Raw genomic sequence first — 25,989 nt, forward strand, 5'->3', positions numbered from 1 at the left:
ACGTCGACCACCCGTCCGTCAGGCCACCGCCCCATTAGGGTTGTGGAATGACAGTTGTCCTACTGCGGCACGGGCGGTCGACGTCCAACACTGCCCATACCCTGGCCGGTCGAACGCCGGGTGTGGAACTCGACGACCACGGCCGGAAACAAGCCGAAGGCGTCGTCGATCGGCTGGTCGGTCTGGACATCGCGGAGATCGTCCGCTCGCCGCTGTTGCGATGCGAGCAGACGGTCGGCCCCATTGCCGTCGACCGTGGTCTGACACCGGTCGTCGAGGATCGCCTCATCGAGGTCGATTACGGCGACTGGACGGGTCGCCCGCTCAAGGAGTTGTTGGAAGAACCGCTCTGGAAAGTGGTGCAGCGCCACGCTTCCGGTGCAGTGTTTCCCGGGGGTGAAGGGCTCGCTCAGGTACAGGCGCGAGCCGTCGCCGCGATCCGAGAGCACGACGCACGGCTGGCCGAAGAACACGGCAAGGACGTCGTCTGGATCGCGTGCACGCACGGTGACGTCATCAAATCGGTTCTCGCCGACGCGTTTGCGATGCACCTCGATTCGTTCCAGCGCATCGTCGCCGAGCCCGCCTCGGTCAGCGTGATTCGCTACACGGCCACACTGCCGTTCGTTCTGCGAGTCAACGACACCGGAGACGTGCTCGCCGCGATCGGTGCAGCGAAGGCCGCGACCAACGGTTCGGCTCCCGCACAGGAGTCAGTCCCCGGCGGAGAGGTCGGTGCGTGAGCTGTGACGGATAATGGGTATTCAGTGATGTTCTGCTCGAACTCGAGGAGGTGCAATGTCGCGCGCGATTCACGTATTTCGCACTCCTGACCGATTTGTCGCAGGAACGGTGGGCGAACCCGGTGACAGGTCTTTCTATCTCCAGGCCGTGCACGAATCACGGGTGGTGAGCGTGCTGCTCGAGAAGCAGCAGGTTCAGGTCCTCGCCGATCGCATGGGCCTTCTCCTCGAAGAGGTGCATCGACGCTTCGGTACCGAGGTTCCGCCGCAGGCCGACGACGTCTCCGATCTCAGCCCACTGGTCACTCCGCTGGACGCGGAGTTCCGGGTCGGCACGATGGGGCTCGGTTGGGACGCCGATGCCGGTGCGGTCGTCGTGGAGCTGCTTGCCGTCAGTGAGACGGAGTTCGACGAATCGGTTGTCCTCGACGACGCCGACGACGGTCCGGACGCTGTCCGTGTGTTCCTGACCCCGGAGCAAGCGCGTGAATTCTCGCTGCGGTCCGAGCGCGTCATCGCGGCGGGACGCGCTCCGTGCCCGCTGTGTGGTGAACCGTTGGCGCCCGAGGGACACGTGTGCATCCGCACCAACGGATACCGTCGCGGCGAGTCCTTCGGTTTTGCGATCGACGACGCAGACGACGACGAGGTCTGACGTCGTGTCCGAACCTGGTGTGCCGGACGTTCTGCTCGAGGGTGATCTGACGCTCATCGGTCAGATCACGACAGCGAGCAACGCCACGCTGGTGTGCGAGTCGACTCTGGGGGAGCAGTCCACCCGTGTGGTCTACAAGCCGGTGCGTGGGGAGCGTCCCCTGTGGGACTTCCCGGACGGCACTCTGGCGGGGCGTGAGGTCGCGTCGTACCGGGTGTCCGAGGCGCTGGGCTGGGGTGTGATTCCGCGAACAGTGTTGCGGGACGGGCCTTTCGGGCCGGGAATGGTGCAGCGATGGATCGACACCGTCGATCGCCGTGCGGACGGATCTGGCGGACTCGAGATGGTCGACCTGTGCAGTCCCGGCAATGTTCCGCCCGGGTGGTTCGAGGTCCTGCAGGCCTTCGACTCGGAGGGCGAACCCGTCTCGCTGATCCATGCGGACGATCCACGGCTGCAGCGAATGGCCGTTCTGGACGTCCTCATCAACAATGCCGACCGCAAAGGTGGTCACGCGCTCGAAGGCGTCGACGGCTCGGTGTACGGAGTTGATCACGGAATTTGTCTTCACTCGGAGAACAAGTTGCGGACCGTGTTGTGGGGCTGGGCCGGCCAGCCCGTACCCGGTGCCTTGATCGCCGACGTCGCCGAATTCGCGACAACCCTCGACGGGGATCTCGGGGACGAGTTGTCCGAACTGATCACCGAAGAAGAAGTCGTGGCCTTGGCCGTGCGGGCGATGCAGTTCGCCGAGTCCGCGGTGATGCCCGAACCGAACGGCCATCGAACGATTCCCTGGCCGGCTTTCTAGCCGCGCTTTCTACTCGCGCGCAGGTTCTTGCTGTTCGCGAGTTGCCGTCTTCAATCCGGGCGAGCGAACCAACCGCAGTAGTTGTTCGCGCAGCGCGGCGACGTCCCCGACACCGACGGTCAATGCGGCGTCTTCCTTCTCGAGCGTGAGCAGTCGCTCGTAGGTGAGTCGTCCGGCGTCGGTTATCGCGATCACGCGCCGACGTTCGTCGCGCGGATCGGTGTCTCGGGTGACGTAACCCGCTCGTTCGAGGCGATCGATGGTGCGGCTCATCGTTTGATCGGTTACTCGGGCATTCTTTGCGATGTCGCGTTGCGACGCGGGTCCACCGGCGATGGAGTGGAGCACGATCAGTCCGGCGTGCGTCATGTCCTGAGACCGCAGAACCTTCTCCCACGAGTGCTCTACCAGGCGCGCAGCGGTGGACAACAGTCGGCCGGTTGGCCAGTCGTCCAGGCCGTCGCTACTCATGTTCGTGCCTTCCGTTTGCAATTACTCAGCATGCTGAACAAAATAGTCGGCAAGCCCTCTCTGCTGCCGATCCCTGGAGACCCAGTGAGCACACCAGTACAAAATCGTCCTGTTCGTCGCCTTCGATGGATTGTGCCAGCTCTCCTCGTGATCGGCTGGCTGGCCATCGGAGGATTCGGCGGGCCGTTCGCCGGAAAGCTCAGCACGGTGCAGCAGAACGACAACACGTCGTTCCTGCCGGCCTCGGCCGAAGCCACCGAGGTGGCGAAGCTTCAAGAGAGCTTCACGGACACACGTTTCGTGCCGGCCATCGTCGTGGCGGAACGATCCGGAGGACTCGAGCCCACCGACTCCACCTTCCTGTCCGAGGCCGTCGATTCGTTTGTCGGTACCGAGGGATTCGGAGACGCCGCATCGCCGCCGATCCCGTCGGCCGACGGGCAGGCGCTCCAGATGTTCCTGCCCGTCGACAGCACCCTCGAGGTCAAGGACAGCGTGAAAGCGCTGCGCGCGGCGCTGGAGTCGAGCCCCGACGGACTGACAGTCAAGGTCACCGGTCCCGCCGGGCAGGTTGCGGATCTGTCGGCGGCATTCGCCGGTATCGACGGACTGCTGTTGTTAGTTGCCGGATCCGTCGTGATCCTGATCCTGATCGTCGTCTACCGGAGCCCGATCCTGCCGTTCGTGGTGATCTTCTCGGCGATCTTCGCGCTCGGATTGTCGAGCTTGCTCGTGTATCTGCTCGCCGACGCGGACGTCATCGCACTGAACGGTCAGAGCCAGGGCATCCTGTTCATCCTCGTGTTCGGTGCCGCCACCGACTACGCGCTACTTCTGGTCTCTCGCTACCGGGAGGAACTGCGGATCGAGAAGGACAAGTACGCAGCAATGCGCACTGCGTGGCGCGCGACGCTCGAACCAGTTGCAGCATCTGCCGGAACGGTCATCGCGGGCGTTCTGTGCCTGTTGCTCTCCGACCTGAACTCGAACCGCGGACTCGGTCCGGTGGCCGCCATCGGCATCGCCGCGTCCTTCCTCGCATCGATGACGTTCCTACCTGCTGTCCTCGTTCTGTTCGGGAGGACGGCGTACTGGCCGACCACACCGAAGTTCGACGCCGACCGCGAGCACCACGACGAGGCGAGCGATCACCGGTTCTGGGCCGGGCTCGCTGCTCGAATCGGTCGGCATCCGCGCCGCTTCTGGGTGGCGTCGACGCTGGTGCTTGTGATCTTCGCGCTGATGATGCCGCAGTTCAAAGCCAGCGGTGTCTCTTCGTCCGACATCTTCTTGCTCGACGTCGATTCGGTTGCAGGCCAGGAGATTCTCGGTGAGCACTTCGACGCGGGTTCCGGGTCGCCCGCGGTGGTGATCGCCAATGCCGGCCACGCCGATGCCGTCGTCGAAGCGAGTCGCGTCGAAGGTGTCAGCGATGTGAGTGTTGTCCAGAACGGGGGAGCACCTCTGGTGGTCGACGGACGAGTCTCCCTGCAGGCGACGCTGACTGACGCTGCCGATTCGCTCGCGGCCGAAGACACGATTGTTCGGCTACGTGATGCAGTTCACGCCGTCGACGGTGCCGATGCGTTGGTGGGCGGTGTGACCGCGACCGACCTCGACACCAAGACCACCTCGACGCGGGACCGGACACTGATCATTCCCGTGGTGATCATCGTGGTGTTCGTGATTCTCTCGCTCCTGCTGCGCTCGCTGCTCGCACCGCTGCTCCTCATGGGCACCGTTGTGCTCTCGTTTGCTGCGACACTGGGCATTTCGTCGCTGGTGTTCGACCATATCTTCGGCTTCCCGGGCGCGGATCCGGTGGTCCCGCTGTTTGCGTTCGTGTTCCTCGTGGCGCTGGGAATCGACTACAACATCTTCCTCATGACGAGGGTGCGTGAGGAAGCGCTGAAGATCGGCACTCGGGCGGGTGCGCTGAGGGGACTCACCGTGACCGGTGGAGTGATCACCTCTGCCGGAGTTGTTCTGGCAGCAACCTTCTCGGCGTTGGCGGTGATCCCGCTGTTGTTCCTCGCACAGATCGCGTTCATCGTGGCGTTCGGTGTCCTACTCGACGCCCTGATCGTCCGATCCTTGCTGGTCCCGGCCTTGACCTACGACATCGGTCAGAAGATCTGGTGGCCGAGCAAGCTCGCGTCGACGCCCGAACCGGAGCAGGATCAGCCAGCACCTTCCCAGCCCCAGAGCAGTCTCCACTAGGCTCGGCAGCATGCAGTCTTGGTCCGATACCGCACTCCCGTCCGTTCCCGGTCAGGGGCCGCCGTTGCGGCTGTACGACACAGCCGACCGTCAGGTTCGCCCCGTCACGCCGGGCAAGAAGGCGACGATGTACGTCTGCGGCATCACCCCGTACGACGCCACCCACCTCGGCCACGCGGCCACGTACCTCACGTTCGACCTCGTGAACCGCATGTGGCGCGACGCCGGACACGACGTTCACTACGTCCAGAACGTGACTGACGTGGACGACCCGCTGTTCGAGCGCGCCAACCGCGACGGCGAGGACTGGATCGTCCTCGGCATGCGTGAGACGGCCCTCTTCCGCGAGGACATGGAAGCGCTGCGCGTGCTTCCGCCTAAGGACTACATCGGCGCCGTCGAATCGGTGAACGAAGTAGTCGAGTTGGTGGAGAAGTTCGTGGCCTCCGGCGCCGCATACATCGTCGACGACGCCGAGTTCCCCGACGTCTACTTCCGCGCCGACGCGACCGAGCAGTTCGGTTACGAGTCGGGGTACGACCGCGCGACGATGGAGAAGTTCTTCGCCGAACGCGGCGGAGATCCCGATCGCGTCGGAAAGCGCAATCCGCTCGATGCACTCGTCTGGCGTGCCGAGCGTCCGGGCGAGCCCTCGTGGCCCTCACCCTTCGGGCCGGGACGCCCCGGTTGGCACATCGAATGCGCTGCCATTGCGCTCAATCGCATCGGCTCCGGATTCGACGTCCAGGGCGGCGGCAGCGACCTGATCTTCCCGCACCACGAGTTCTCGGCTGCACATGCGGAATCGGCAACGGGTGATCGCCGTTTCGCGCGGCACTACGTACATACCGGCATGATCGGCCTCGACGGCGAGAAGATGTCGAAGAGCCGCGGGAACCTGGTCTTCGTCTCCAAGCTGCGCGGCGAAGGGGTGGACCCCGCAGCGATCCGCCTCGGACTGCTCTCCGGTCACTACCGCCAGGATCGCGCCTGGACCGAACAGGTCCTCGAGGAGGCGCAGTCACGTCTGAAGCTGTGGCGGGAGGCGGCCGCCCTCGGTTCCGCGCCGTCCGCCACCGACACCGTCGCACGGTTGCGTCAGCACCTGGCCGACGACCTCGACACCCCGAAGGCGCTCGACGCGCTCGACGGCTGGGCACGCCGAGCAATCGAGGGCGGCGGATCCGACGCGCAGGCACCCGGCGAGTTCGCCGATGCCGTCGACGCTTTGCTGGGTATTTCGCTTCGCTGAACCCCTGCTGTGCGCCTTTGTTAACCGCCCGCGGTTAATAAAGGCGCACAGCAGTCTCTAGGCGTAGTCCAGCGCACCTTCGGCTGGTGTGGGCACCCGGCGCCGCAGCGGCGAGCCCAACGCCCTCGCCAGATCGGTTCCGTCGTGCTCGGCGAGCAGCTCACCGTTCGACCACACCAGCAGCGCCGCGCTGACTGCCTGCTCGGCCGTGGAGTGCGCGAGATCGTAGTGAGCACACCCCGGGACGTCCGCGTACGTGATCCACAGGTCGTAGCCGGTCATGAAGAGATCCAGGTCGAACTGAACGCTCAAACCGAGCAGTTCGCTGCGACCGTTGTCGTCGACACCGGCGAAAGCCTCGTCCAGTGCCAGCAGACGCGGGGCGTGCGGGTCAGCCGAGTCCAGCATGACGTGCGCCGCGGCGAAGAGCGGAAGGTGCAGTGAAACCGACTGCTCGCCACCGGACAGTGCGCTGTGTCGCGCAACGGTCAGCCGGTCCTCCTTGCCCTCACCGCTGATGAGGGTGAACGAGAACACGCGCCACTGGCGGTAGTCGAGCGCCGACGACAGGATCTCCGGGTACGAACGCTCGGGATGCGCGGCGCGGGCGGTGCGGATCTGGGTCGCGAAATGTGCTCGCAGAGTGGCCAGTTCGTCGACGCCGAGGGCCGACGCATCTCGATCCAGCAGCTTGGAGATCGCCCGCGAGCTGTCGTCGAGATTGTCGGCGAGCACCCAGTGAACGCCGATGGTGTTGCCCGAGGACATACGACGCTCACGCATCTCGGTGCCCATTTGAGCGATCAACTCGCGCGCGTCGACTGTGCGCTCGTGAATCTGCTGAGCCAAACCGGTCAGCAGAGCATCTTCGAGAATGCGACGTTCGGATTCGGTGAGCAACTGCTCCTGATCGCCGCGAGCATCGTGGATCCGCGTTGCGAATTCACCGATCGACGAATAGCCCTGATCATCCTGCACTCGTACGACGGTCAGTCCGTCCGGTGCATCCCACTGCAGACGGTAGTCCTGTCCGGCCGCTGCGAGTTGGGCGTCGAAGTCCTGCAACGCCGAGGTCAGTGCCGTGCGGGTTGCCTTGCGGGCGCCGTCGGTGACGCGTACCGCCGAGGTCGCAGCCTCGAGCGCTCGGTACAACTTGTCGACGTCTTCGGGCAGGACCGGCGGGTGGGCCGCGTCCTCACTGCGATCTTCGTTCTGGATGCGGTAGACCAACTGATCGGGGCTCATCCACGCCGCCGAACTTGCCGGCCAGCTCAGATGTTCCTTGACGCCCAACAACTCGAGTAGATCCGGACGAGCATAGGGTGCGAGTCGCTCTGCATCACTGCGGGTTTCGGTCAGGGTGTGTCGAAGCGTCTCGACAGCGGTGTTGTACGCACCCTCGGCTGTGCCGATCTGGAGCACCGCGGCGTCGTACGCCTTTCGCGCTGCACGCTGCTCGACCTTGCATTCCTCGATCTTCGCGCGGGCTTTTGCCAGGTCCAGATCGATCTGCTCGGCGCTCGCACCGAGGGTGTCGCGCAGTGTCTCGAGACGCTGCACCTGCTGGAGCAGACTCTCCTCGGCGATGGCGGCTTCCTCGGCGAATTCCTCGGCATTGGCACGTGATTCGTCGAGTCGGTCGCGGGACTCGCGTTCGAGTTCGACTTCCTTGGCATGCTCGCGTCGGCAGCGCAGTGCCAGTTCGCCCTGCTTCTCGAAATGACGGATGGCGGCGGCGAGGGAGTCGAGTTCACGGCCGACGTGCGGGGTCCGGTGCTGCGACGCCGTCGCTCGGAGTTGCTTTTCCTTCGCCGCGAGATCGGCGATCGCCGCATCGAGTTCGCGTTGTGCCGTTTCCGTGGCCTCCGAGCGAGTGCGGAGTGCTCCGGCGGATTCGGTGACGGTCTTGAGTGCGCGCAGGATCGAACCTGTCTTCGGCAATTCCTTTGCCGCAGAGTTGATCCGACTCAGCTGCTCGGTGGTCTGCGCTACCAGTGCCTTGGCCGTATCGACTGCCGCGGCAAGTACTTCCAGAGCCGCATCGATCTCGGTGATCCGAGCTTCGCGTCGACGCGCCCGCGCTGTCGTGCCGATGTACTCGGCGTCGGCCTTGACGTGCCGGCCGCGCGAGACGCCTTGCCAGAAGCTGCCGTCGACGCCGATCGCGACGCTTGCGTCCGTGTCGCCCGGTGCCTCGACGAGACTGATCGACGCGAGAATGTCCTGTACCCGAGCGTCGGGTACGTCGGCATTGCCTTCGACCTCGAGGACGTCGGCCAGCGTGCGTCCCTTCGGGCGCTGCTTGACCGGAAGAGCCGTCAGGAACTGCTCACTGACGTGCTCGGGAATCGTCTCATCCGGGCAGACCCAGCCGTCCAGCAGATTTGCCGCCTGGAGTGCGGATTCGATTCCCGTGGCCACGTCCGGTTCGACGGAGTCGGCGAAGCGCACCAGCTGCCACAGCGGTGCACCACCCAGGTCACTGCGGTTGTCGGTACGTGCGTGGAAGGCAGGCGGAGCGTCGTCGTGTTCCGCCGAGACGGCCTTGCGCTCGGATTTCAGAGCCGCGATCGAGGCGTGTGATGCAGATATTTCAGCTTCGGCCTCACGACGTCGCTCGCGCAGCGTCTCGGTGCCGGCCTCGGTGTGCTCGGCGAGCACTGCGGACAACGCCGGAGCGTCCTCGTCGCCGACTTCGGCGAGCGCCGCGTCGAGAGCCTCGAACAGCGACGTGTCTGCGCCGACAGCTGAGAACAACGAAGAGTGATCGGTCCACCACGCGCGCAGCCCGCTGGCGCACTGACTGCGCGCGAGTTCCACGGCAGCTTCGCCCTCGAGCACAGCGGCCTTGGACGCTTCGAGCAGCTCTTGTCCACGGCGCGAGCTGTTTTCGGCCCGGGAGCGTTCGGTCGCAGCCTTCTCGACGGTCGCCAGAGCGGCGCGGACGACGCGTACGTCCCCGTCACGCTCTTCGGCATGTCCACGGACGGCTGCCGTGATCTGGTCGCTGCGTGAGCCGTCGGGTAGGGGAGTCCAGACGATGCCGGCGTCCTCGGCGGCTGCCTGCAGTTCGTCCTCGGCGCGTGAGAGTGCTTCGGCCGCACGCTTGACCGACGATGCGGCCTTGTCGGCTTCGTCGCCGCGCTGTGCGAGTGCGGCCTGCGCTTTCCGCGACTTGTCTGCCTGCTGCTCGGTCGAGAGCTTGAGCGTCGCGACCGCCTGGGCGAGATCGTCGAGTTGCTGTTTGCCTTCGTAGGCGCTCGAGCGTTGCAACGCTTCGACATTGGCGCGCGCATTCTCGAGTGCCTGTTCGGCCTGGTTGAAGCGCTCCTCGGCTGCTGCGCGTGCCTCACGGCTGCGGGTCTGGGCGAGTGACGACTCGTCCATGGCGGCAACACCTCTGGTGACCGCTGCGAGGCGGGTGCTGACCTGTTCGATCTCTCCGCGCGACTGCTGACGCAGGTACTTGGTGTAGACCCCGATGAAACTCTGTGCTGCCTGATCGGCGGCCGCGAGTCCCTCGAGCGCGCGGCCGACCTCCTCCATGTCGCTGAACGAACGTGCAGCTTCGAGGACGAGTTGGTCGTCGAGTGGACGGAGGCCGTCGGTGAGCGCTTGCGAAAGTCCCTTCGGATCTAGGTTCTTCGCGAGCTGGGGACGGCGAAGCGTGAGAATGAGATTGATCAGCTGGTCGTAGCGCTGCACTCCGAGACCGAACATTCGCGCGTCGATCGCGGTGCGGTAGTCGAGGGGACGGTCGGTGATGGAATCGCTGCCGAGTTGTTCGGCCAACTGCTTCTTGGTGAGAGGGCGATCGTCGTTGCCGATCAGCGAGAAGTCGACTCCGACGCGGCCGTCGGCGACGAAGTACCAGCGAGTGACTTTGTCGTTGGTGCGGGTTGCACGCATGCCGATGCCCACGGTCACCGACTCGGGATCTTCGAGGGAGCCGCGGCAGAACTCCATCCACACGTACGAGTGCGCGCTGTCCTGGCCCCGGTAGAGCAGGTTGGACTTCATCGTGCGCTCTTCACCGGCGAACGGGTTGAGGCGCCGCGGTTCGATGCGACCGTCGAAGACGAACGGGAACAAGACCTCGAGGGCCTTGGTCTTACCGGATCCGTTGGGCCCTCGTAGAACCAGTCGACCGTCGGCGAACGAGAACTCTTGGTCGCGGTAGTCCCAGAGGTTGATGATTCCAGCCCGAGTAGGTCGGAAGCGGGCGTTGCTCATACGTTCTCTACCTCTGATAGTTCGCCGTTGGGGGAAGATCCGGGGCCGAACTCGTCGACCGGATCCGGTGCGGAGTTGTCCACCGCGAAATCGATGTGAGGGTCTCTTTCACGCACGGAGACCACGACGTCTCGGTACCGGGCCAGCACGGGCAACACCAGTACTCCGCCGTCGACCGCGTGCGTCAGGCGTAGGCGCTGCAACAATCCGAGGGCCTGCTTGCGCAGTCCGTTGTGATCGGCCTGCCACTGCGCCGCGAAAGTTCGTCCGAACTGATCCACCAACTCGGTGACCTTGTCGGCGAGCCAGTCGTCGTCGATTTTCGGGTACGTGACGGGTTCCGGTGGCTCGGCCGGTTCGCCGGCAGGCAGCGCGAATTCGTCGTCCTCGTCTGCGAGGTCTTCGAAGATCCCGGCCTCGGGGATGGCGGCATCGAGTTGTTCGATGAGGTGATCGTCCGACACGTGCGGTATCGGGAGTTTCGGCAGTTCGGGAGCGTCGACGTCGAGTACACGGTCGGCAATCTCGCCGGCGAGGAGTAGCGCCACCTGAGCGATCGTTCCGGTACTCGGGAAGCGGACGTCGGAGAGGCGACCGGTGGGATCGATCATCGCGATCCCCTCGGCACGGCGCTCGGCCACCAACCCCGTCAGGAGTTCGACCTCCGACGCGGTCTTGGGCTGCGCCAACGCGATCAACTCGTGCTGATCGAGTTCGCCGGCCAGTACGACCGGCCGCTCGACGAGAGCCCGGCGGACCCGGCGGCCGATCTCCTTCGCGTCCACGGGAATTCCGTCGTCCTCAGAGGCACTCGAGGTCTCGGCGGCCAACAGTCCTCGAATGGAGTGCAGGTGCTGCAGGGCACGCGGCGGACGGAAGAGGGCGACGACGACGGAACGATCGATGTCGTAAAGCGCTTCGCCCGCTTCGGGATTGGACGCCCAGCCGTTAGCGTCACCGTCGGCCAGGGCGATGGCGCCCCTGACGCCGAGCCAACCGACGGCGTCGACGAACGCGTCGCGGTCCGACGCACGATCGGTGGACAGTTCGACGCCGTCCACCTGCGCGGCGTCGGCCGCGACGTGATCGGCCAACTCCGACAACGTGATCTGGTTTCCGGCGCGGCCCAACGCGGCCAGGCACAACGCCAGGTACGCGTAGCGCGTGCGATCGAAGGTTCGCTCGGAGGCAGTCCGGGCCGGTGCCGACGGGTTGAGTCGATCCGACACCGTGAACAGGCGCGCGGTGGTCTCTGTCACCTCGAGGCGGTAGCCGAACAGTTCCAGTAGGTCGTCTCGCAGCTCGGTGGCCCAACGGCGCAAGAGCGGCAACGCAATTCGATCCGGATACGTCGAGGTGATCAGGTGGTTGGACAGAATGACGCGCGCCGCGCGTTGGTACGAATCGAGGGCAAGGGGCGTGATCTCGCGAGCTCTCATCGAACACTGACCTCGATACCGTCGAGATGCATACGCCCGCGGGCGGTCTTGATGGTGGTCGAACCGTCCGAGGGACTCAGTGTCAGCTTCACCCCGTTCTCGCTACCGGTGGAGCTCTTGACGCGTCCCACCACCGGAACACGCGCGGTCAATGCTGCATTGAGCAGACTCAGCAAAACTTCGGTCTCCTGCTCGTTGAGTTCACGCTGATAGACACCGTTCAACGCGAGAGATTGCGCGGCGGCGCTGCGGGTACGTTGCGCCGCCAACTGCTCTTCGCGCAGTCGGCGGATGCTGCCGTCGTTGCGGGCGACCTTGCTCGGCAATCCGGGTGAGGGCGGACGGCCGGTTTCGGCGAGGGTTCGTGCGATCTCCACCGGCGGCGCCTCCCACCACGAACGCGAGTGAGAAATGATGTCGGCGTCCGGATGCACCATCGAGAGATGGCGTGGACGGCCGAGGTCGAACACTGCCTGGAACAGAGCATGAGCTGCGTCTTCGGACGGCGTGGCGGCAAACCAGCCGGCGAGGTGCCGGAGCTGGCTCTCGCGGCTGACGCCGCCGCGACGGGTCTCCGTGACGCGGCGAAGGAGGGCCAGAACCGCGGCGATCGCACTCATCGTGCCCTCACGGAGGCGTTCGGACTCGCTGATCCCCGATTCCGCGGAGACGAACCAGGCGGTCAATCCTCGCCACCGCGCCGCCCAGTCGTCTTCACGTTCGGTGATCGGGACGAACACCCGCTCGTCACTGGCCGCGGCGAGGAGGATCATGCGATCGACACCGGTGGATTCGACGTGCTCGATCGCTTCCTTGAGCTTGGGGGCGTAGCGCGCCAGGTCGGAACTGAACTCGCGCATGTGAGTCAGCAGAGCGTCCTTGTGCGTGAGGAAAGCCTGCGGAGTGATCTCCGTGGTACGTACCAGGTCGCCCAGTGTCAGATAGAAGTGCGCGGCTCGATCAGCCATGTCGGAGAGCGTCGAGTCCAGGCGCTTGAGCTTGCGGAAGATCAGGTCGCCGTCGGAACTGCGGTTGGCTTCGGCAAGTTCGGACATGTCTGCGAGCAGATCCGCCAAGGCGAGACGCGAAAGCGACGCCGAGTCCAGGCGGGCGGCAAGAACGTCCTCGACCGATCGATAGACCTGATATCCGGCCTGACCGAACTGGTAGACGAAGTGGCGATTACGGTACTCGGCCAGCGTGGCCGCGCGAGTGCCGTCGTAGCTGCGCTCGAGGATCTCCCAGACGTGAAGCTGATCCAACAGGGGAGTGACCTCCGCCGCCGACAGATCGGCCGCCGGATCCGAGCCACCGATCTTCTCGAGGATTTGCGCGACGGTTCCGGCATGCAGCAGCACTGTGTAGTTGGCGCGAGCATGGTCGAAGGCGCGGAGCACCCAGAGGTACTCGGCCCGTTTTTCCGCGATCGTGAACGAAAACAGCTTCAGTCGATTGGTGTCGGCGTACGCGGCGTAATCGGGCGCACTCGTTTCTTCCACCATGACAGGGTAGGCGAGAGACGGCCCCTCTTTTTCCTACGGGCGATCCGTAGCAGGGGATGCGGCGCGTCGCCACTGCGATTCGTTCTCGATCATCCATGTGAGCAGGTGCTCGGCTGCCGCCTCGTCGGAGTCCGGACCGACCAGCAGATCGGCGAACGCCTGGCTGGGTGCGACGATGCGAATGCCGTCGCGAGTGAGCAATCGGTCGAACGCGGACGGTGAGAGGGGAGCGGTGATCCACACGTCACCGCCGGATTCCACTCGCCGCAGGCCGAGAGCGTCGGCGAACTGATCGACGTTGTCGGCATGGAAGTGAGCACGTCGGGTGGGCGCATACCGAGCAAAGGGCGCAGCGGCCACCGAAGCGGTACCGGCATAGATGTGACCGCTGAGTTGACGCAGTTGATCGAAGAGAGCCTCCAGACCGTCCGGTGCGTGAAAGCCGTGAGGCGTCGGCGCTTTGGCGCCGGCTTCAGCTGCCCATTCCCGAAGCATCTTCGGCCATCGGACGTCGCCGATCCCACCGCGGGGGAGCCTGGTCACCAGTTCACGATCCGACAGTGTCTGAACCACCCGATAGGTTGCTCCCGTCGACGCACCGGCCAGGCGCACCAAGGCAGTGATCGCCAGCGGCGCCGCGAAATCGGCAAGCGCTCGCACGACGCGAGCTGACGGATCGCCCGTCAGCTGTCCGGAAGGACGTCCGGGCCCCCGCCACGGGTCGGCGTCGGCTCCGCGTCCACGCACCCAGACTGCGGGTCGATCAGCGGTCAACGACACGTTGCCCGTGGCATCTGCGTACGAGATCGCGTGGGAATCGAGCTGCCGGCGCACGGGCTCGGACAGATATTTTGCGCACACGAAGCCCGATTGACCGGTGGGGAAGCGATCGGCGATACCGGGAACGTCGCTGCTCAGGACACCGTGCGCGGCGTAGACGCCGAATTTGGCCACCGCGCCGTCAGGGGAGCGGAGGTCGAGTCGGAGCGGGGCCTCGGACAGGTCGGGGGAGCGCTGCGTCGACAAAGACCAGGTAGGAGGCAAATTTTCTTCGATGACGGCAACCGATCGCCGAAAAATGTCGATCGGCCGTTCCGGTTCCGACTCAGATTCGCTCATGTTCCAATGGTATCAATATCTGTCGTTGACGGAAACACATGATTTTCCGAATATTGATCGGTCGCGCCATCACATACAACGGTGGTCACTTTCACCGGCGAACTTCACCGTCCGCACAACTCGAATTCCGAAAATGGCAAAGACCGATCAGCGTTGCTTCGGCATGACCAGGGGAGCGACGACGGCGAGCAGTAGTGCAGGGATCAGGAAGCTCGCGACAGGCGAGGAGTCGTAGATCGGGGTCAACGCCAGGGGAGCGAGGGCAGCGCCGCCGAAGCGCATCGCTTGCACGACCGACACGGCGCCGCCGCGGTTGGGCCCCTCGGAGCCGAGTACCGCCGCATTGACGCCGACCAGCACGAACTGGCTCGCGACGCCTGCGACAAACCATGCGATCGCGATCACAGGCACTAGGCCGGCGAGGCCGACGATGGAGACCAGGACAGCACCGCCCAGGGCGCCGATCATCACCGATGAACGTGCGCCGATGCGATCGATGAGGATTCCGATGCGCCGGGCCGAGAGGATGCCGGCCACACCGAAGACGGTGAGCAGTAGGCCGCGGACAGTGGGGGACAGTCCGAACTCGTCTTCGAAGCGGAAGGCGAGCAGGAAGCTCAGCCCACCGAGAGCGCCCCAGCCGAGCAGTGCAGCGATGCCGATGCGGAGCACTTCCGGGCGAAGTGCATCACGCAGGCGTGCGGGAGCAGTCGCTGTCGGTGTTTCCGACTTCGGGAGTCCGACGGCACCCAGGATGCCTGCGACCACTGCAATGACGAGAAAGGCAAGACGCCAGTCGAATTCAGCCGCCAGACCGCCGATCAGTGGAGCCGACGACTGCCCTGCGGCCTGGAAGGCACCGAAGGCGCCGAGGGCCCGACCCAGTCGGGCCTGCGGTGTTGCGGCCGCCAGAGAGGCAAGCAGTAGCGGTGTGGTGAATGCGTTCGCGGAGCCCTGTAGTACCCGGGCGGCCAGAAAGATTTCGAGAGTCGGGGCCAGGAAGCATGCCAACGACGCGAAAACGTAGACCCCGTATGCGATCCGTACCGTCCGGACTTTGCCCCAGCGTGTTCCGAGCGTCCCCGACACCAACATCAGAGCGGCGAAGGGGAGCAGGTACGCGGTGAGCGAAGAGGCTGCCGCCGATGGTCCGACCCCGAGATCGTCACCGATCTCGGGGAGGATGGAAGCAACCACACCGCCGCCGAACGGGCCGAGGAACCCGCCGGCGTACAGCGCGATCAGTTGCAGCCGGAGGCGCAGTGGACGCTGTGGACTCCCGCCGTCGCCTCCTGGGGTGTTCTTGCTCACAGTCCGAAGCTGCCGGGGCCTCGCCGTCTGAGGTAGCGCTCGAATTCCGCGGCGATGGCGTCGCCGTCGATCTTGGAGATCGCTTCACTGATGTCGGTCTCGGCGTCCCCCCGTTCCTCGAGAGTGCGCACGTACTCGCCGATTTCCTCGTCGTCCGCGGTCATTTCGTTGACCGCTTCCTCCCAATCCTCCGATTGAGCCGGGAGTTCCCCGAGGGGGACCTCGATGTCGAGCACATCCTCGACCCGTTGAAGGAGGGCCACGGTGGCCTTCGGGTTGGGTGGCTGCGACACGTAGTGCGGAACCGCCGCCCAGAACGAAATGGCGGGTACACCAGCACGAACACACTCGTCCTGAAGGACTCCGGTGATGCCCGTCGGCCCTTCGTAGCGGGTCTGTTCGAGGTTGAATCGTGCAGCGGATTCGCTGCTGTACGCCGTGCCCGTGACCGGTACCGGGCGGGTGTGCGGAGTGTCGGCGAGCAGGGCGCCGAGGATGACCACGGTCTTGACGTTCAGTTGGTCGATCAGCTCGAGCAGATCCTCGCAGAAACTGCGCCACCGCATGTTGGGTTCGATCCCGCGAAGCAGGACGATGTCGCTCTCACTACCCGGAGGTGAACAGACCGACAAACGTGTTGCCGGCCAGACGATTTCGCGGGTCACTCCGTCGACCTGACGGACCGTGGGACGGTTGACCTGATAGTCGTAGTAGTCCTCGGAATCGAGTTCGGCGAGCGGCTGGGCGTCCCAGATCAGCTCGAGATGTTCGACCGCACCACTGGCCGCGTCACCGGCGTCGTTCCAGCCCTCGAAAGCTGCAACGAGGATGGGATCACGAAGGACAGGGATGTCGCCTTCAAGGCGGTCGCTGCTGTCGACGGCAAAGCCGTCAGGACTCTCGAAGGCCGCGGAATCGTCGAAATCGACCGGGCCGTCGGGAGTGACGGGGAACTCACTTGGACTCACCCACCCAGCCTACGGCCAGAGCTTGTCGGTGCGCCCACTACTCTGGACGGCATGTCTGCCCCATTTAACTCTGCCCTGCTTGATGCGCTGAAACAGCGCGTTGTCATCGGCGACGGAGCGATGGGCACCATGTTGCAGGCCGCGGACCTCACCCTGGACGACTTCCTCGGCCTCGAGGGGTGCAATGAGATCCTCAACGACACCCGTCCCGACGTGCTCAAAGACATCCACCGTGCGTACTTCGCCGCTGGTGCCGATGCCGTCGAGACCAACACCTTCGGTTGCAACCTGCCCAACCTCGCCGACTACGACATCTCTCACCGGATCCGCGAGCTCGCGGAAAAAGGCACTGCTCTCGCCCGCGAAGTAGCGGACGAGATGGGACCCGGCCGCGACGGCATGGCCCGTTTCGTACTCGGCTCGATGGGACCGGGAACCAAGCTCCCCAGTCTCGGACACGCACCGTATGCAGTCCTTCGTGATGCGTACACCGAAGCTGCGCTCGGCATGATCGACGGTGGCGCCGATGCCATCCTCGTCGAAACCTGCCAGGACCTGCTTCAGGTGAAGGCCGCGATCCTCGGCAGTCAGCGTGCGATGGAGCAACTCGGACTGCGGCTGCCGATCATCACGCACGTGACGGTCGAGACAACCGGAACGATGCTCCTGGGTAGTGAGATCGGTGCAGCATTGACGGCACTCGAGCCTCTCGGGATCGACATGATCGGCCTGAATTGCGCCACGGGGCCGGCCGAGATGAGCGAACATCTCCGACATCTCTCCAAGTACTCGACGCTGCCGGTGTCGGTCATGCCCAACGCCGGTCTGCCGCAGCTCGGCCCCAAGGGGGCCGAGTACCCGCTGACCGCCGACGAATTGGCCGAAGCGCTCAGTGGTTTCGTCTCCGAGTTCGGACTCGGTCTCGTCGGTGGATGCTGTGGTACGACACCCGAGCACATCAGCGCCGTCGCCGACGCGGTTCGTCAGGTCGAGAAGGCCCAGCGCACTCCGATCCACGAGCCGAGCACCTCTTCGCTGTACTCGGCGGTGCCGTTCGAGCAGGACGCCAGCATCCTGATGATCGGTGAACGCACGAACTCCAACGGCTCCAAGGCTTTCCGCGAGGCAATGCTCTCCGCGGACTACCAGAAGTGCCTGGACATCGCCAAGGACCAGACTCGCGACGGCGCACACATGCTCGACCTCAACGTCGACTACGTGGGCCGCGACGGTGCCGCCGACATGTCGGAACTGGCCAGTCGTCTGGCGACTTCATCGACGCTGCCGATCATGCTCGACTCCACCGAGCCTGCCGTGCTGCAGGCCGGTCTCGAACACCTCGGTGGCCGCTGCGCCGTCAACTCCGTCAATTACGAAGACGGCGCCGGCCCTGAATCGCGTTTTCACAAGATCATGACGTTGGTCAAGGAGCACGGCGCGGCGGTCGTCGCCCTGACCATCGACGAAGAAGGCCAGGCACGCACGGCCGAGACCAAGGTGGCCATCGCCAAGCGTCTGATCGAGGACATCAAGGGAAACTGGGGACTCGCCGAGTCCGACATCATCGTCGACGCCTTGACCTTCCCCATCTCCACCGGTCAGGAAGAGGTGCGACGCGACGGCATCGAGACCATCGAAGCGATCCGTCAGCTCAAGGCTGCGTACCCGGAACTGCACTTCACGCTGGGTATCTCGAACATTTCGTTCGGTTTGAACCCGGCCGCTCGCCAGGTCCTCAACTCGGTGTTCCTGCACGAGTGCACCGAGGCCGGACTCGACACGGCGATCGTTCACGCGTCCAAGATTCTGCCGATGGCCCGTATTCCGGACGAGCAGCGCGAAACCGCACTCGACCTGGTCTACGACCGTCGCAGCGAGGGCTACGACCCGCTGCAGAAGCTGATGGCTCTCTTCGAGGGCGTATCGGCTGCGTCGGCACGTGAGTCCCGTGCACAGGAACTCGCCGGACTTCCGTTGTTCGAACGCCTCGAACGTCGCATCGTCGACGGTGAGCGCAACGGCCTCGACGACGACCTCACCGAGGCGATGACGATCAAGCCGCCGCTGGCCATCATCAACGAGACCTTGCTGTCGGGCATGAAGACCGTCGGTGAGCTGTTCGGCTCCGGTCAGATGCAGTTGCCGTTCGTGTTGCAGTCGGCCGAGGTCATGAAGGCTGCCGTGGCCTTCCTCGAACCGCACATGGAAGCGAGCGACGAGGACGGGAAGGGTCGCATCGTGATCGCGACCGTCAAGGGCGACGTTCACGACATCGGCAAGAACCTGGTCGACATCATCTTGAGCAACAACGGCTACGAGGTCGTCAACATCGGCATCAAGCAGCCGATCGCGACCATTCTCGACGTCGCGTTGGACAAGAAGGCCGACGTGATCGGCATGTCCGGCCTGCTCGTGAAGTCCACCGTCGTGATGAAGGAGAACCTCCAGGAACTCAACGCACGCGGAGTGGCCGAGAAGTTCCCGGTTCTGCTCGGTGGTGCGGCGCTCACGCGCTCCTACGTCGAGAACGATCTGCAGGAGGTGTACGAGGGCGACGTCAGCTATGCCCGCGACGCCTTCGAGGGTCTGAACTTGATGGACCAGATCATGACGACCAAGCGTGGCGGTGGCCCCGCGCCGGACAGCCCGGAGGCCATCGCTGCTCGCGAGAAGGCTGCCGAGCGTAAGGCCCGCCACGAGCGTTCCAAGCGCATTGCCGAAAAGCGTAAAGCTGCAGCGGTTCCCGTCGTCCTGCCGGAGCGTTCCGATGTCGCAACCGACATCGCGGTACCGACACCGCCGTTCTGGGGCTCACGCATCGTCAAGGGAATCTCGCTGTCCGAGTACTCGGGGCTGCTCGACGAGCGCGCTCTCTTCCTCGGCCAGTGGGGCCTGCGCGGTCAGCGCAAGGGCGACGGTCCGACATATGAGGAACTGGTCGAGTCGGAAGGCCGTCCGAGGCTTCGGTACTGGCTCGATCGGCTGACGTCCGAGGGCATCCTCGCGCACGCCGCCGTTGTGTACGGGTACTTCCCGGCGATCTCGGAGGGCGACGACGTCATCGTGCTCACCGAGCCCAAACCGGATGCACCCGAACGGTTCAGGTTCACCTATCCGCGTCAGCACCGCGATCGATTCCTGTGCATTGCGGACTTCGTCCGCTCGCGCAAGGACGCCGAGGCAACCGGTCAGGTCGACGTTCTTCCGTTCCAGCTGGTGACGATGGGTCAGCCGATCGCGGACTTCGCCAACGAATTGTTCGCGTCGAACTCGTACCGCGACTACCTCGAAGTTCACGGAATCGGCGTCCAGCTCACGGAATCTCTGGCCGAGTACTGGCATCGGCGCGTTCGTGAAGAGCTTGTGCTTCCCGAGGGTCACACCGTCGCGGAACAGGATCCCACCGAGGTCGCCGGTTACTTCGACCTCGAGTACCGCGGCGCTCGTTACTCGTTCGGATACGGCGCGTGCCCGGATCTCGAGGATCGTGCCAAGTTGGTTGCGCTACTCGAACCCGAGCGAATCGGCGTCGAACTGTCCGAGGAACTGCAGCTGCATCCCGAGCAGTCCACGGACGCTTTTGTCCTGCACCACCCGGAAGCAAAGTATTTCAATGTCTGAGTTGTTGACCGAAGTATCCGAATCGACCCTCGGGGGTGTGCTGTGGGACATGGACGGCACCCTGCTCGATTCGGAGAAGCTGTGGGACATCGCGCTTCGTGAGCTGTCCCTACGCCTGGGCGGACCGATGACGGAAGCGACACGCGTCGCCGTCATCGGCGCGTCGAGCCCCTTCGCTTTGGCGACGGTGTTCGACGCGCTCGGCTTGGAGAAGCATCCCGATGCCATCGCCGAGGCGAAGGACTGGATGTACACCCGCGTCGGCGATCTGTTCGAGGACGGCGTGACCTGGCGGCCGGGTGCTCGCGATGCACTGTCGACCGTGCGTGACGGTGGTCTGCGTTCCGCACTGGTCACCAACACCGAGCGAGTTCTGGTCGATCGGGCACTCGGGATGCTCGGCCGTGAGTTCTTCGACCACTCGGTGTGCGGCGACGAGGTCCCCAACGGGAAACCGGCGGCGGATCCGTACCTGCGCGGCGCGCACCTACTCGGGCTCGAGCCGGCGCAGTGCCTCGCGATCGAGGACTCGCCGACCGGCACGGCGTCGGCCGACGCTGCGGGTTGCGCGGTGCTCGTCGTTCCGTGTGAGGTCGATGTCCCGGCCGGCCCTGGACGCGTGTTTCGAGAGTCTCTGGTGGACTTGTCCATTCACGATCTTCACGACGTTCACTCGAGCGCGGCACGTTAGGCTGGATTTGCTGTGGCTATTCCGAAAATTGTTCTCTTCTACCAGTTCACGCCGTTGGCGGACCCGGAAGCGATCAAGCTGTGGCAGCACAGCCTGGCCGAGTCCAACAACCTCACCGGCCGAATCATCGTCTCGCCTCACGGGATCAATGCGACGGTCGGTGGAGACATCGAAGACGTCAAGCGATATGTCCGCGGTACGCGTGGCTACGAGCCCTTCCGTACCGCGGACATCAAGTGGTCGGACGGACTCGGGAACGACTTCCCCCGTCTCAGCGTCAAGGCCCGCTCGGAGATAGTGACGTTCGGAGCCCCCGACGAGCTGAAAGTCGACGAGAACGGTGTTGTCGGCGGCGGAGTTCACCTGGCACCCAAGGAACTACACGAACTCGTCGACAGTCGCGGTGACGACGTCGTGTTCTTCGACGGGCGCAATGCCTTCGAAGCCGAGATCGGTCGTTTCCGAGATGCGATAGTTCCGGACGTCGCCACCACTCGCGATTTCGTCGACGAACTCGACAGCGGCAAATACGACCATCTCAAGGGCAAAGCCGTAGTCACGTACTGCACCGGCGGCGTGCGCTGCGAGGTGTTGTCTTCGCTGATGCGCTCACGTGGCTTCGACGAGGTCTACCAGTTGGACGGCGGAATCGTCCGTTACGGCGAAACTTTCGGCGACCGCGGTCTCTGGGACGGTTCCCTGTACGTGTTCGACAAGCGGATGAACATCGAGTTCTCATCCGAAGCCAAGACACTCGGCGTGTGCGTCGATTGTGGTACTCCGACACCGCGGTACCGCAACCGGATCGACGGCGACGGCCGAACGCTCGAATTGCTCTGCGAGAGTTGTTCACCAGACCTCGAGCAGGACTGAGCAGTGCCCAAGGCTCCGTTGCCGATCCGAAACGGTCTCGGACCTGACCGGCTACGGATGCCGGCGGAGTCGTCGGCGCGTACCGTCCTCGAGCATCTGATCGGCGAGCACCCGGGGGAGCGGGACCTGTGGACGGGCCTCGTCGACGCCGGGGACGTCGTCGACGAGCACGGGCGGAAGATCACGAGCCGAACGCCCTATCAGCCGACCCGTTTCGTGTACTTCTACCGCGAGCCGGCGCCCGAGATTCCGGTACCGCACGAGATCGAGATCTTGTACCGCGACGACTCGATTCTCGTGATCGACAAGCCGCACTTCCTGGCGACCATTCCGCGGGGAGCGCACATCGTCGAAAGCGCCGTCGTGCGGCTGCGTCGTGACTTGGATCTTCCCGATCTGGCGCCCGTTCACCGCCTCGACCGAATGACGGCGGGTGTCATCGTCTTCACGGTGACACCGGACCTACGACGGCCGTACCAGGAACTTTTTGCCGAGCAGCGGATCGTCAAGGAATACGAGGCGATCGCAGGCTTCGATCAGGAGCTGACTTTCCCACGCACGGTGCTTAGCCGCATCAATAAAGTTCACGGCGAGATGACGGCTACCGAGATCGACGGCGAGCCGAACAGTGAGACCTCGATCGACCTGATCGAGGTGATCACCGACTCGGCCGGCCGGACTCTCGGGCGATACAGGTTGCTCCCACGGACCGGCCGGACCCATCAGCTTCGCCTGCACCTCAACTCGCTTGGCGTCCCGATCGTCGGTGACAATTACTACCCCGAGTATCTGCCTGCGGTGCCCGGCGACTTCTCCACGCCATTGCGGTTGTTGGCGAGGGCACTCGAGTACCCGGATCCGATCACCGGGCAGACCCGCAGATTCGTGAGTTCGCGCACCCTCGACGCGGGCCTGTGAACACCGCTGTTCGTGGGGGTGTGAAAACCGCTTCCGTCCTCGTGAAAGAATGTCTACCCGTGAAGACCTTCGAATCCTTGTTCGCCGAATTGACCGAGCGTGCTGCTACTCGCCCCGAGGGGTCCGGCACTGTCGCCGCCCTCGACGCCGGTGTGCATGCTCAGGGCAAAAAGGTCATCGAGGAAGCCGGTGAAGTGTGGATCGCTGCGGAATACCAGAGCGATGAGCAGCTAGCCGAGGAAATTTCCCAGCTGCTGTACTGGACGCAGGTGTTGATGGTCGGTCGCGGACTGACCCTCGAGGACGTGTACCGACATCTGTGATCGGAGCTGACCAGCGAGATGTTCGCTATCTCGCTCGTCCAGGGCTTCCGATTCACGTCGTCTCACGTCACCCACACCTTCCGAAAGGACATCCACCATGCTGCGCGTAGCAGTTCCCAACAAAGGCTCACTGTCCGAGTCCGCCGCCGAGATTCTCAGCGAGGCCGGCTACCGTCGACGCACCGATTCCCGTGATCTGACGGTCCTGGATCCTGCCAACCAGGTCGAGTTCTTTTTCTTGCGCCCCAAGGACATTGCGATCTACGTCGGCTCCGGTGAGCTCGATCTCGGCATCACCGGTCGCGACCTCGCCGGCGACTCGGGAGCTCCCGTGTCCGAGCGTCTGTCGCTGGGGTTCGGCCGTTCGTCGTTCCGCTACGCAGCACCGGCCGGCAAGGATTGGACGGTCGAGGATCTGTCCGGCCTGCGCATTGCGACGTCGTACCCGAACCTCGTCCGCAAGGACCTCACCGATCGTGGACTCGACGCCACCGTCATCCGTCTCGACGGCGCCGTGGAGATCTCGATTCAGCTCGGTGTCGCCGACGCAATCGCCGACGTGGTCGGGTCGGGTCGCACTCTCCGTCAACACAACCTCGTTGCTTTCGGTGAATCGCTCTGCGATTCCGAAGGTGTCCTGATCGAGCGCACCGGCGCTCCGCAGGACGATCCCGCACGCAACCAGCTCATCGAACGCGTACGCGGAATCGTCTTCGCTCAGCAGAATCTGATGATCGACTACGACTGCCCGCGCACCATCCTCGACGACGCCATCAAGATGACCCCGGGTATGGAGTCGCCGACCCTCTCGCCGTTGGCCGATCCCGACTGGGTCGCGGTTCGCGCAATGGTCCCGATCAAGGGGCACAACCAGGTGATGGATGCCTTGGCGGAACTCGGCGCCAAGGCCATCCTCGCGTCGAACATCCGCTCGGTACGCGCTTTCTGATCACTGCCCGAATAGATTTACGCGCATTCGCGCCCGTTCCCGGAAATCAGGAACGGGCGCGAATCTGCAGAGTCTGGGCGATGCGGCCGACGGCACCCTGCTCGTCGTAGAGCACTCCCGCACACATACCGACGCCGTCCGGACCGGTGGTGGTTTCGGCGGCGACACCGACCCACTCGCCCTCGGGCACACGGAAGACATGCACCGTGAGATCGGTGTTGAGGAACGTCCAGTGCTCCGGGTCGAGCTTGGCGCCGACGCCGTTGGAGATGTCCGCCACCGCGAACAAACGCTCGAGAGCAGACATCTTCTCGCCCTCGACCAGCTCGGGCTTGGGGCGCGCCCATACCTTCCCGGTTCCGACACACCCGATCGGAGCAATCCAGGACCAGTCGAGAGTCTTGAGATAGCCGACGCTCCAGAGGCCCTCGAGAACGCCCGGGGTGCCGCTGTCGCGGGGTTCGAGTGGAGGATCGACAACGTGGACGACGTCGCCGGTATCGACTGTCTCCATCCGCCAGGCCGTTCCGCGCGCGACGGCGCGTGCAGATCCGTCGGCAGTCGTCGCCCACAGCTCGGCAACGATCAATTCGATTCGGCGACCGGGTCGTTCGATCCAGGACCGTACTTCGAGGTCGGCAATCGGAATCGGTCCGAGAATCTCGACGACAACGCGCGTGAGACGGGTTTCGTCGCGCGCACCGCACCGCTCGAGGGCTCGAACCAACAGCGCCGACGGGGGAGCGCCGTGCTGCAGCGTCGGGCCCCAGATGCTGACAGTTGCCTGCGTGCTCGCGAACCGCTCGTGCCCTTCCTCCGTCGTTCCGAGGTAGCGGTAGTACGAACTGTCCGTCATGTTATGAATTCTCCTTTGCGGCAACAGGTTCGGTGCTCAACAGATCAGGCCATCCTGGATACGGCGGAGGTGTTCCGCCGAACGAGGGGCACAGTGACTTGTGATCGCACCAGTCGCACAGTTTGCCAGGCTTGGGTCTGAAGTCTCCGGTCGCACCTGCTGCGAGGATCGCTTTCCAAATGGCAGAGAGGGTCCGTTCGAATCTGATCAGCTCGTCGTGGTCCGGGGCGTACGTGAGAATCGAGCCGGAGGCCAGATAGATCAGCCGCAGTTGCGCGGGAACGATTCCGCGAGTGCGCAACAGTACGAGCGCGTAGAACTTCATCTGGAAGAGCGCCTTGGATTCGGTGAACTCGCGGGGCGCCTTCCCGGTCTTGTAGTCGACCACCCGCACCTCACCCGTCGGCGCTACGTCGATCCGGTCGACGAAGCCGCGGAGTCGAACGCCGTTGTCCAATTCGGTCTCGACGTACACCTCGCACGCCTCGGCATCGAATCGAGTGGGATCTTCGAGTGTGTAGTACGTCGCGACCAGCTTGGCGACTTCGCCGAGAAACGTGTCCAGTTCGTCCTCCGGAATCAGATCAGCAGCCTCGGGGCTCTCGGCACTGACACGTTCCCACGCGGGACGGACGAGCTCGGCCGCGCGGTCCGGCACCCGATGGCCGGTCGGAAGTGCAAACAGAGCTTCCAGCGCAGCGTGCACGACGGTGCCTCTGACCTGGGCCCTGGTAGGTGTTTCCGGAATTCTGTCGACCGCTCGAAACCGGTAGAGCAGGGGACACTGCTTGTAGTCACCTGCTCGGGACGGAGAGAGCGCCGGCCGACTACGCGGGCGCTCCTGTGATGTTGCACCCGTTGGAGTGGGGGCTGGCAATTCGACAGAGCTCACACCTGGCAGGCTATGCGGTTGGTCCGACAACTCCGTCGGAGCCGGTGGCGAGGACACCGGAAACAAACGAACAGGGATCATCTGCGCATGGCGAACGAGCTACAACCAGAAGAAGGCACGACCGAAGTGGATGAGGTTGTGC

General features: G+C 64.3%; 20 protein-coding genes. 11 read left to right on the plus strand and 9 right to left on the minus strand.

Features of this window, described 5'->3' with window-relative positions; genetic code table 11:
- The first annotated feature begins 47 nt into the window (after positions 1-47).
- From G8767_RS10635 to G8767_RS10645, 3 genes are read left to right on the plus strand one after another with little or no spacing between them, the layout of a single operon-like run.
- Positions 48-743, plus strand: coding sequence for a histidine phosphatase family protein (locus tag G8767_RS10635; protein ID WP_003946173.1), 696 nt, complete (start codon positions 48-50; stop codon positions 741-743).
- Between the two features lie 55 nt (positions 744-798).
- Positions 799-1,398, plus strand: a complete 600-nt coding sequence (locus G8767_RS10640; protein ID WP_003946200.1) for a DUF3090 domain-containing protein — start codon at positions 799-801, stop codon at positions 1,396-1,398.
- 4 nt (positions 1,399-1,402) lie between these two features.
- Positions 1,403-2,209, plus strand: a complete 807-nt coding sequence (locus G8767_RS10645) for an SCO1664 family protein (RefSeq protein ID WP_095970069.1) — start codon at positions 1,403-1,405, stop codon at positions 2,207-2,209.
- A gap of 9 nt (positions 2,210-2,218) precedes the next feature.
- Here G8767_RS10645 and G8767_RS10650 read toward each other — a convergent pair whose 3' ends face one another.
- Positions 2,219-2,680, minus strand: coding sequence for a MarR family transcriptional regulator (locus G8767_RS10650; RefSeq protein ID WP_095970070.1), 462 nt, complete (start codon positions 2,678-2,680; stop codon positions 2,219-2,221).
- 30 nt (positions 2,681-2,710) lie between these two features.
- Here G8767_RS10650 and G8767_RS10655 point away from each other — a divergent pair, with 30 nt between their 5' ends.
- On the plus strand, positions 2,711-4,900 hold the full coding sequence (locus G8767_RS10655; RefSeq protein WP_206029199.1) for an MMPL family transporter: 2,190 nt from the start codon (positions 2,711-2,713) through the stop codon (positions 4,898-4,900).
- A gap of 10 nt (positions 4,901-4,910) precedes the next feature.
- Positions 4,911-6,152 (plus strand): cysteine--1-D-myo-inosityl 2-amino-2-deoxy-alpha-D-glucopyranoside ligase, encoded by a 1,242-nt coding sequence (mshC, locus tag G8767_RS10660; protein WP_166810145.1) that lies wholly within the window; start codon positions 4,911-4,913, stop codon positions 6,150-6,152.
- Positions 6,153-6,209: 57 nt separating this feature from the next.
- Here the strand turns inward: mshC and G8767_RS10665 are convergent, their stop codons facing one another.
- The 6 genes from G8767_RS10665 to G8767_RS10690 form a co-directional block, all read right to left on the minus strand.
- Positions 6,210-10,385 carry a TIGR02680 family protein gene (locus tag G8767_RS10665; RefSeq protein ID WP_166810146.1) on the minus strand — a complete coding sequence of 1,392 codons (4,176 nt, stop codon included), beginning with the start codon at positions 10,383-10,385 and terminating at the stop codon, positions 6,210-6,212.
- Positions 10,382-11,824 carry a TIGR02678 family protein gene (locus tag G8767_RS10670; RefSeq protein ID WP_095970074.1) on the minus strand — a complete coding sequence of 481 codons (1,443 nt, stop codon included), beginning with the start codon at positions 11,822-11,824 and terminating at the stop codon, positions 10,382-10,384. The genes G8767_RS10665 and G8767_RS10670 overlap by 4 nt, the downstream gene beginning before the upstream one ends.
- Complete coding sequence (locus tag G8767_RS10675; RefSeq protein WP_166810147.1) at positions 11,821-13,326, minus strand: TIGR02677 family protein; 1,506 nt, start codon at positions 13,324-13,326, stop codon at positions 11,821-11,823. The genes G8767_RS10670 and G8767_RS10675 overlap by 4 nt, the downstream gene beginning before the upstream one ends.
- Positions 13,327-13,359: 33 nt before the next feature.
- A complete protein-coding gene (locus G8767_RS10680; protein ID WP_095970076.1) occupies positions 13,360-14,445 on the minus strand; it encodes a hypothetical protein in 1,086 nt (361 codons plus the stop codon).
- A gap of 147 nt (positions 14,446-14,592) precedes the next feature.
- On the minus strand, positions 14,593-15,708 hold the full coding sequence (locus G8767_RS10685) for an MFS transporter (protein ID WP_166810249.1): 1,116 nt from the start codon (positions 15,706-15,708) through the stop codon (positions 14,593-14,595).
- A 44-nt stretch (positions 15,709-15,752) separates the two neighbouring features.
- Positions 15,753-16,607: a PAC2 family protein gene (locus tag G8767_RS10690; RefSeq protein WP_223257810.1), complete on the minus strand. Its 855-nt coding sequence runs from the start codon at positions 16,605-16,607 to the stop codon at positions 15,753-15,755.
- A 168-nt stretch (positions 16,608-16,775) separates the two neighbouring features.
- Between G8767_RS10690 and metH the strand changes: the two genes are divergently transcribed.
- From metH to hisG, 6 genes are all read left to right on the plus strand, one after another.
- The gene (gene metH, locus G8767_RS10695) at positions 16,776-20,345 is read left to right on the plus strand and encodes a methionine synthase (protein ID WP_124568544.1); all 3,570 of its coding nucleotides are present in this window, start codon (positions 16,776-16,778) and stop codon (positions 20,343-20,345) included.
- Positions 20,338-21,036, plus strand: coding sequence for an HAD family phosphatase (locus tag G8767_RS10700; protein WP_095970080.1), 699 nt, complete (start codon positions 20,338-20,340; stop codon positions 21,034-21,036). The genes metH and G8767_RS10700 overlap by 8 nt, the downstream gene beginning before the upstream one ends.
- A 12-nt stretch (positions 21,037-21,048) precedes the next feature.
- Positions 21,049-21,909: a rhodanese-related sulfurtransferase gene (locus tag G8767_RS10705; protein WP_124568545.1), complete on the plus strand. Its 861-nt coding sequence runs from the start codon at positions 21,049-21,051 to the stop codon at positions 21,907-21,909.
- A 3-nt stretch (positions 21,910-21,912) separates the two neighbouring features.
- Positions 21,913-22,827, plus strand: a complete 915-nt coding sequence (locus G8767_RS10710; RefSeq protein ID WP_166810148.1) for a pseudouridine synthase — start codon at positions 21,913-21,915, stop codon at positions 22,825-22,827.
- Between the two features lie 41 nt (positions 22,828-22,868).
- A complete protein-coding gene (locus G8767_RS10715) occupies positions 22,869-23,150 on the plus strand; it encodes a phosphoribosyl-ATP diphosphatase (protein ID WP_172436544.1) in 282 nt (93 codons plus the stop codon).
- 97 nt (positions 23,151-23,247) lie between these two features.
- Complete coding sequence (gene hisG / locus G8767_RS10720) at positions 23,248-24,099, plus strand: ATP phosphoribosyltransferase (RefSeq protein ID WP_095970083.1); 852 nt, start codon at positions 23,248-23,250, stop codon at positions 24,097-24,099.
- A 46-nt stretch (positions 24,100-24,145) separates the two neighbouring features.
- Here the strand turns inward: hisG and G8767_RS10725 are convergent, their stop codons facing one another.
- Both G8767_RS10725 and G8767_RS10730 read right to left on the minus strand, forming a co-directional pair.
- The gene (locus G8767_RS10725) at positions 24,146-24,955 is read right to left on the minus strand and encodes a thioesterase family protein (protein WP_095970084.1); all 810 of its coding nucleotides are present in this window, start codon (positions 24,953-24,955) and stop codon (positions 24,146-24,148) included.
- 1 nt (position 24,956) lies between these two features.
- On the minus strand, positions 24,957-25,847 hold the full coding sequence (locus G8767_RS10730) for a RecB family exonuclease (RefSeq protein ID WP_166810149.1): 891 nt from the start codon (positions 25,845-25,847) through the stop codon (positions 24,957-24,959).
- Positions 25,848-25,989: the final 142 nt, after the last annotated feature.

The sequence above is a fragment of the Rhodococcus sp. IC4_135 genome, from assembly GCF_011602025.1.
Taxonomy (GTDB): Bacteria; Actinomycetota; Actinomycetes; order Mycobacteriales; family Mycobacteriaceae; genus Rhodococcus_F; species Rhodococcus_F baikonurensis.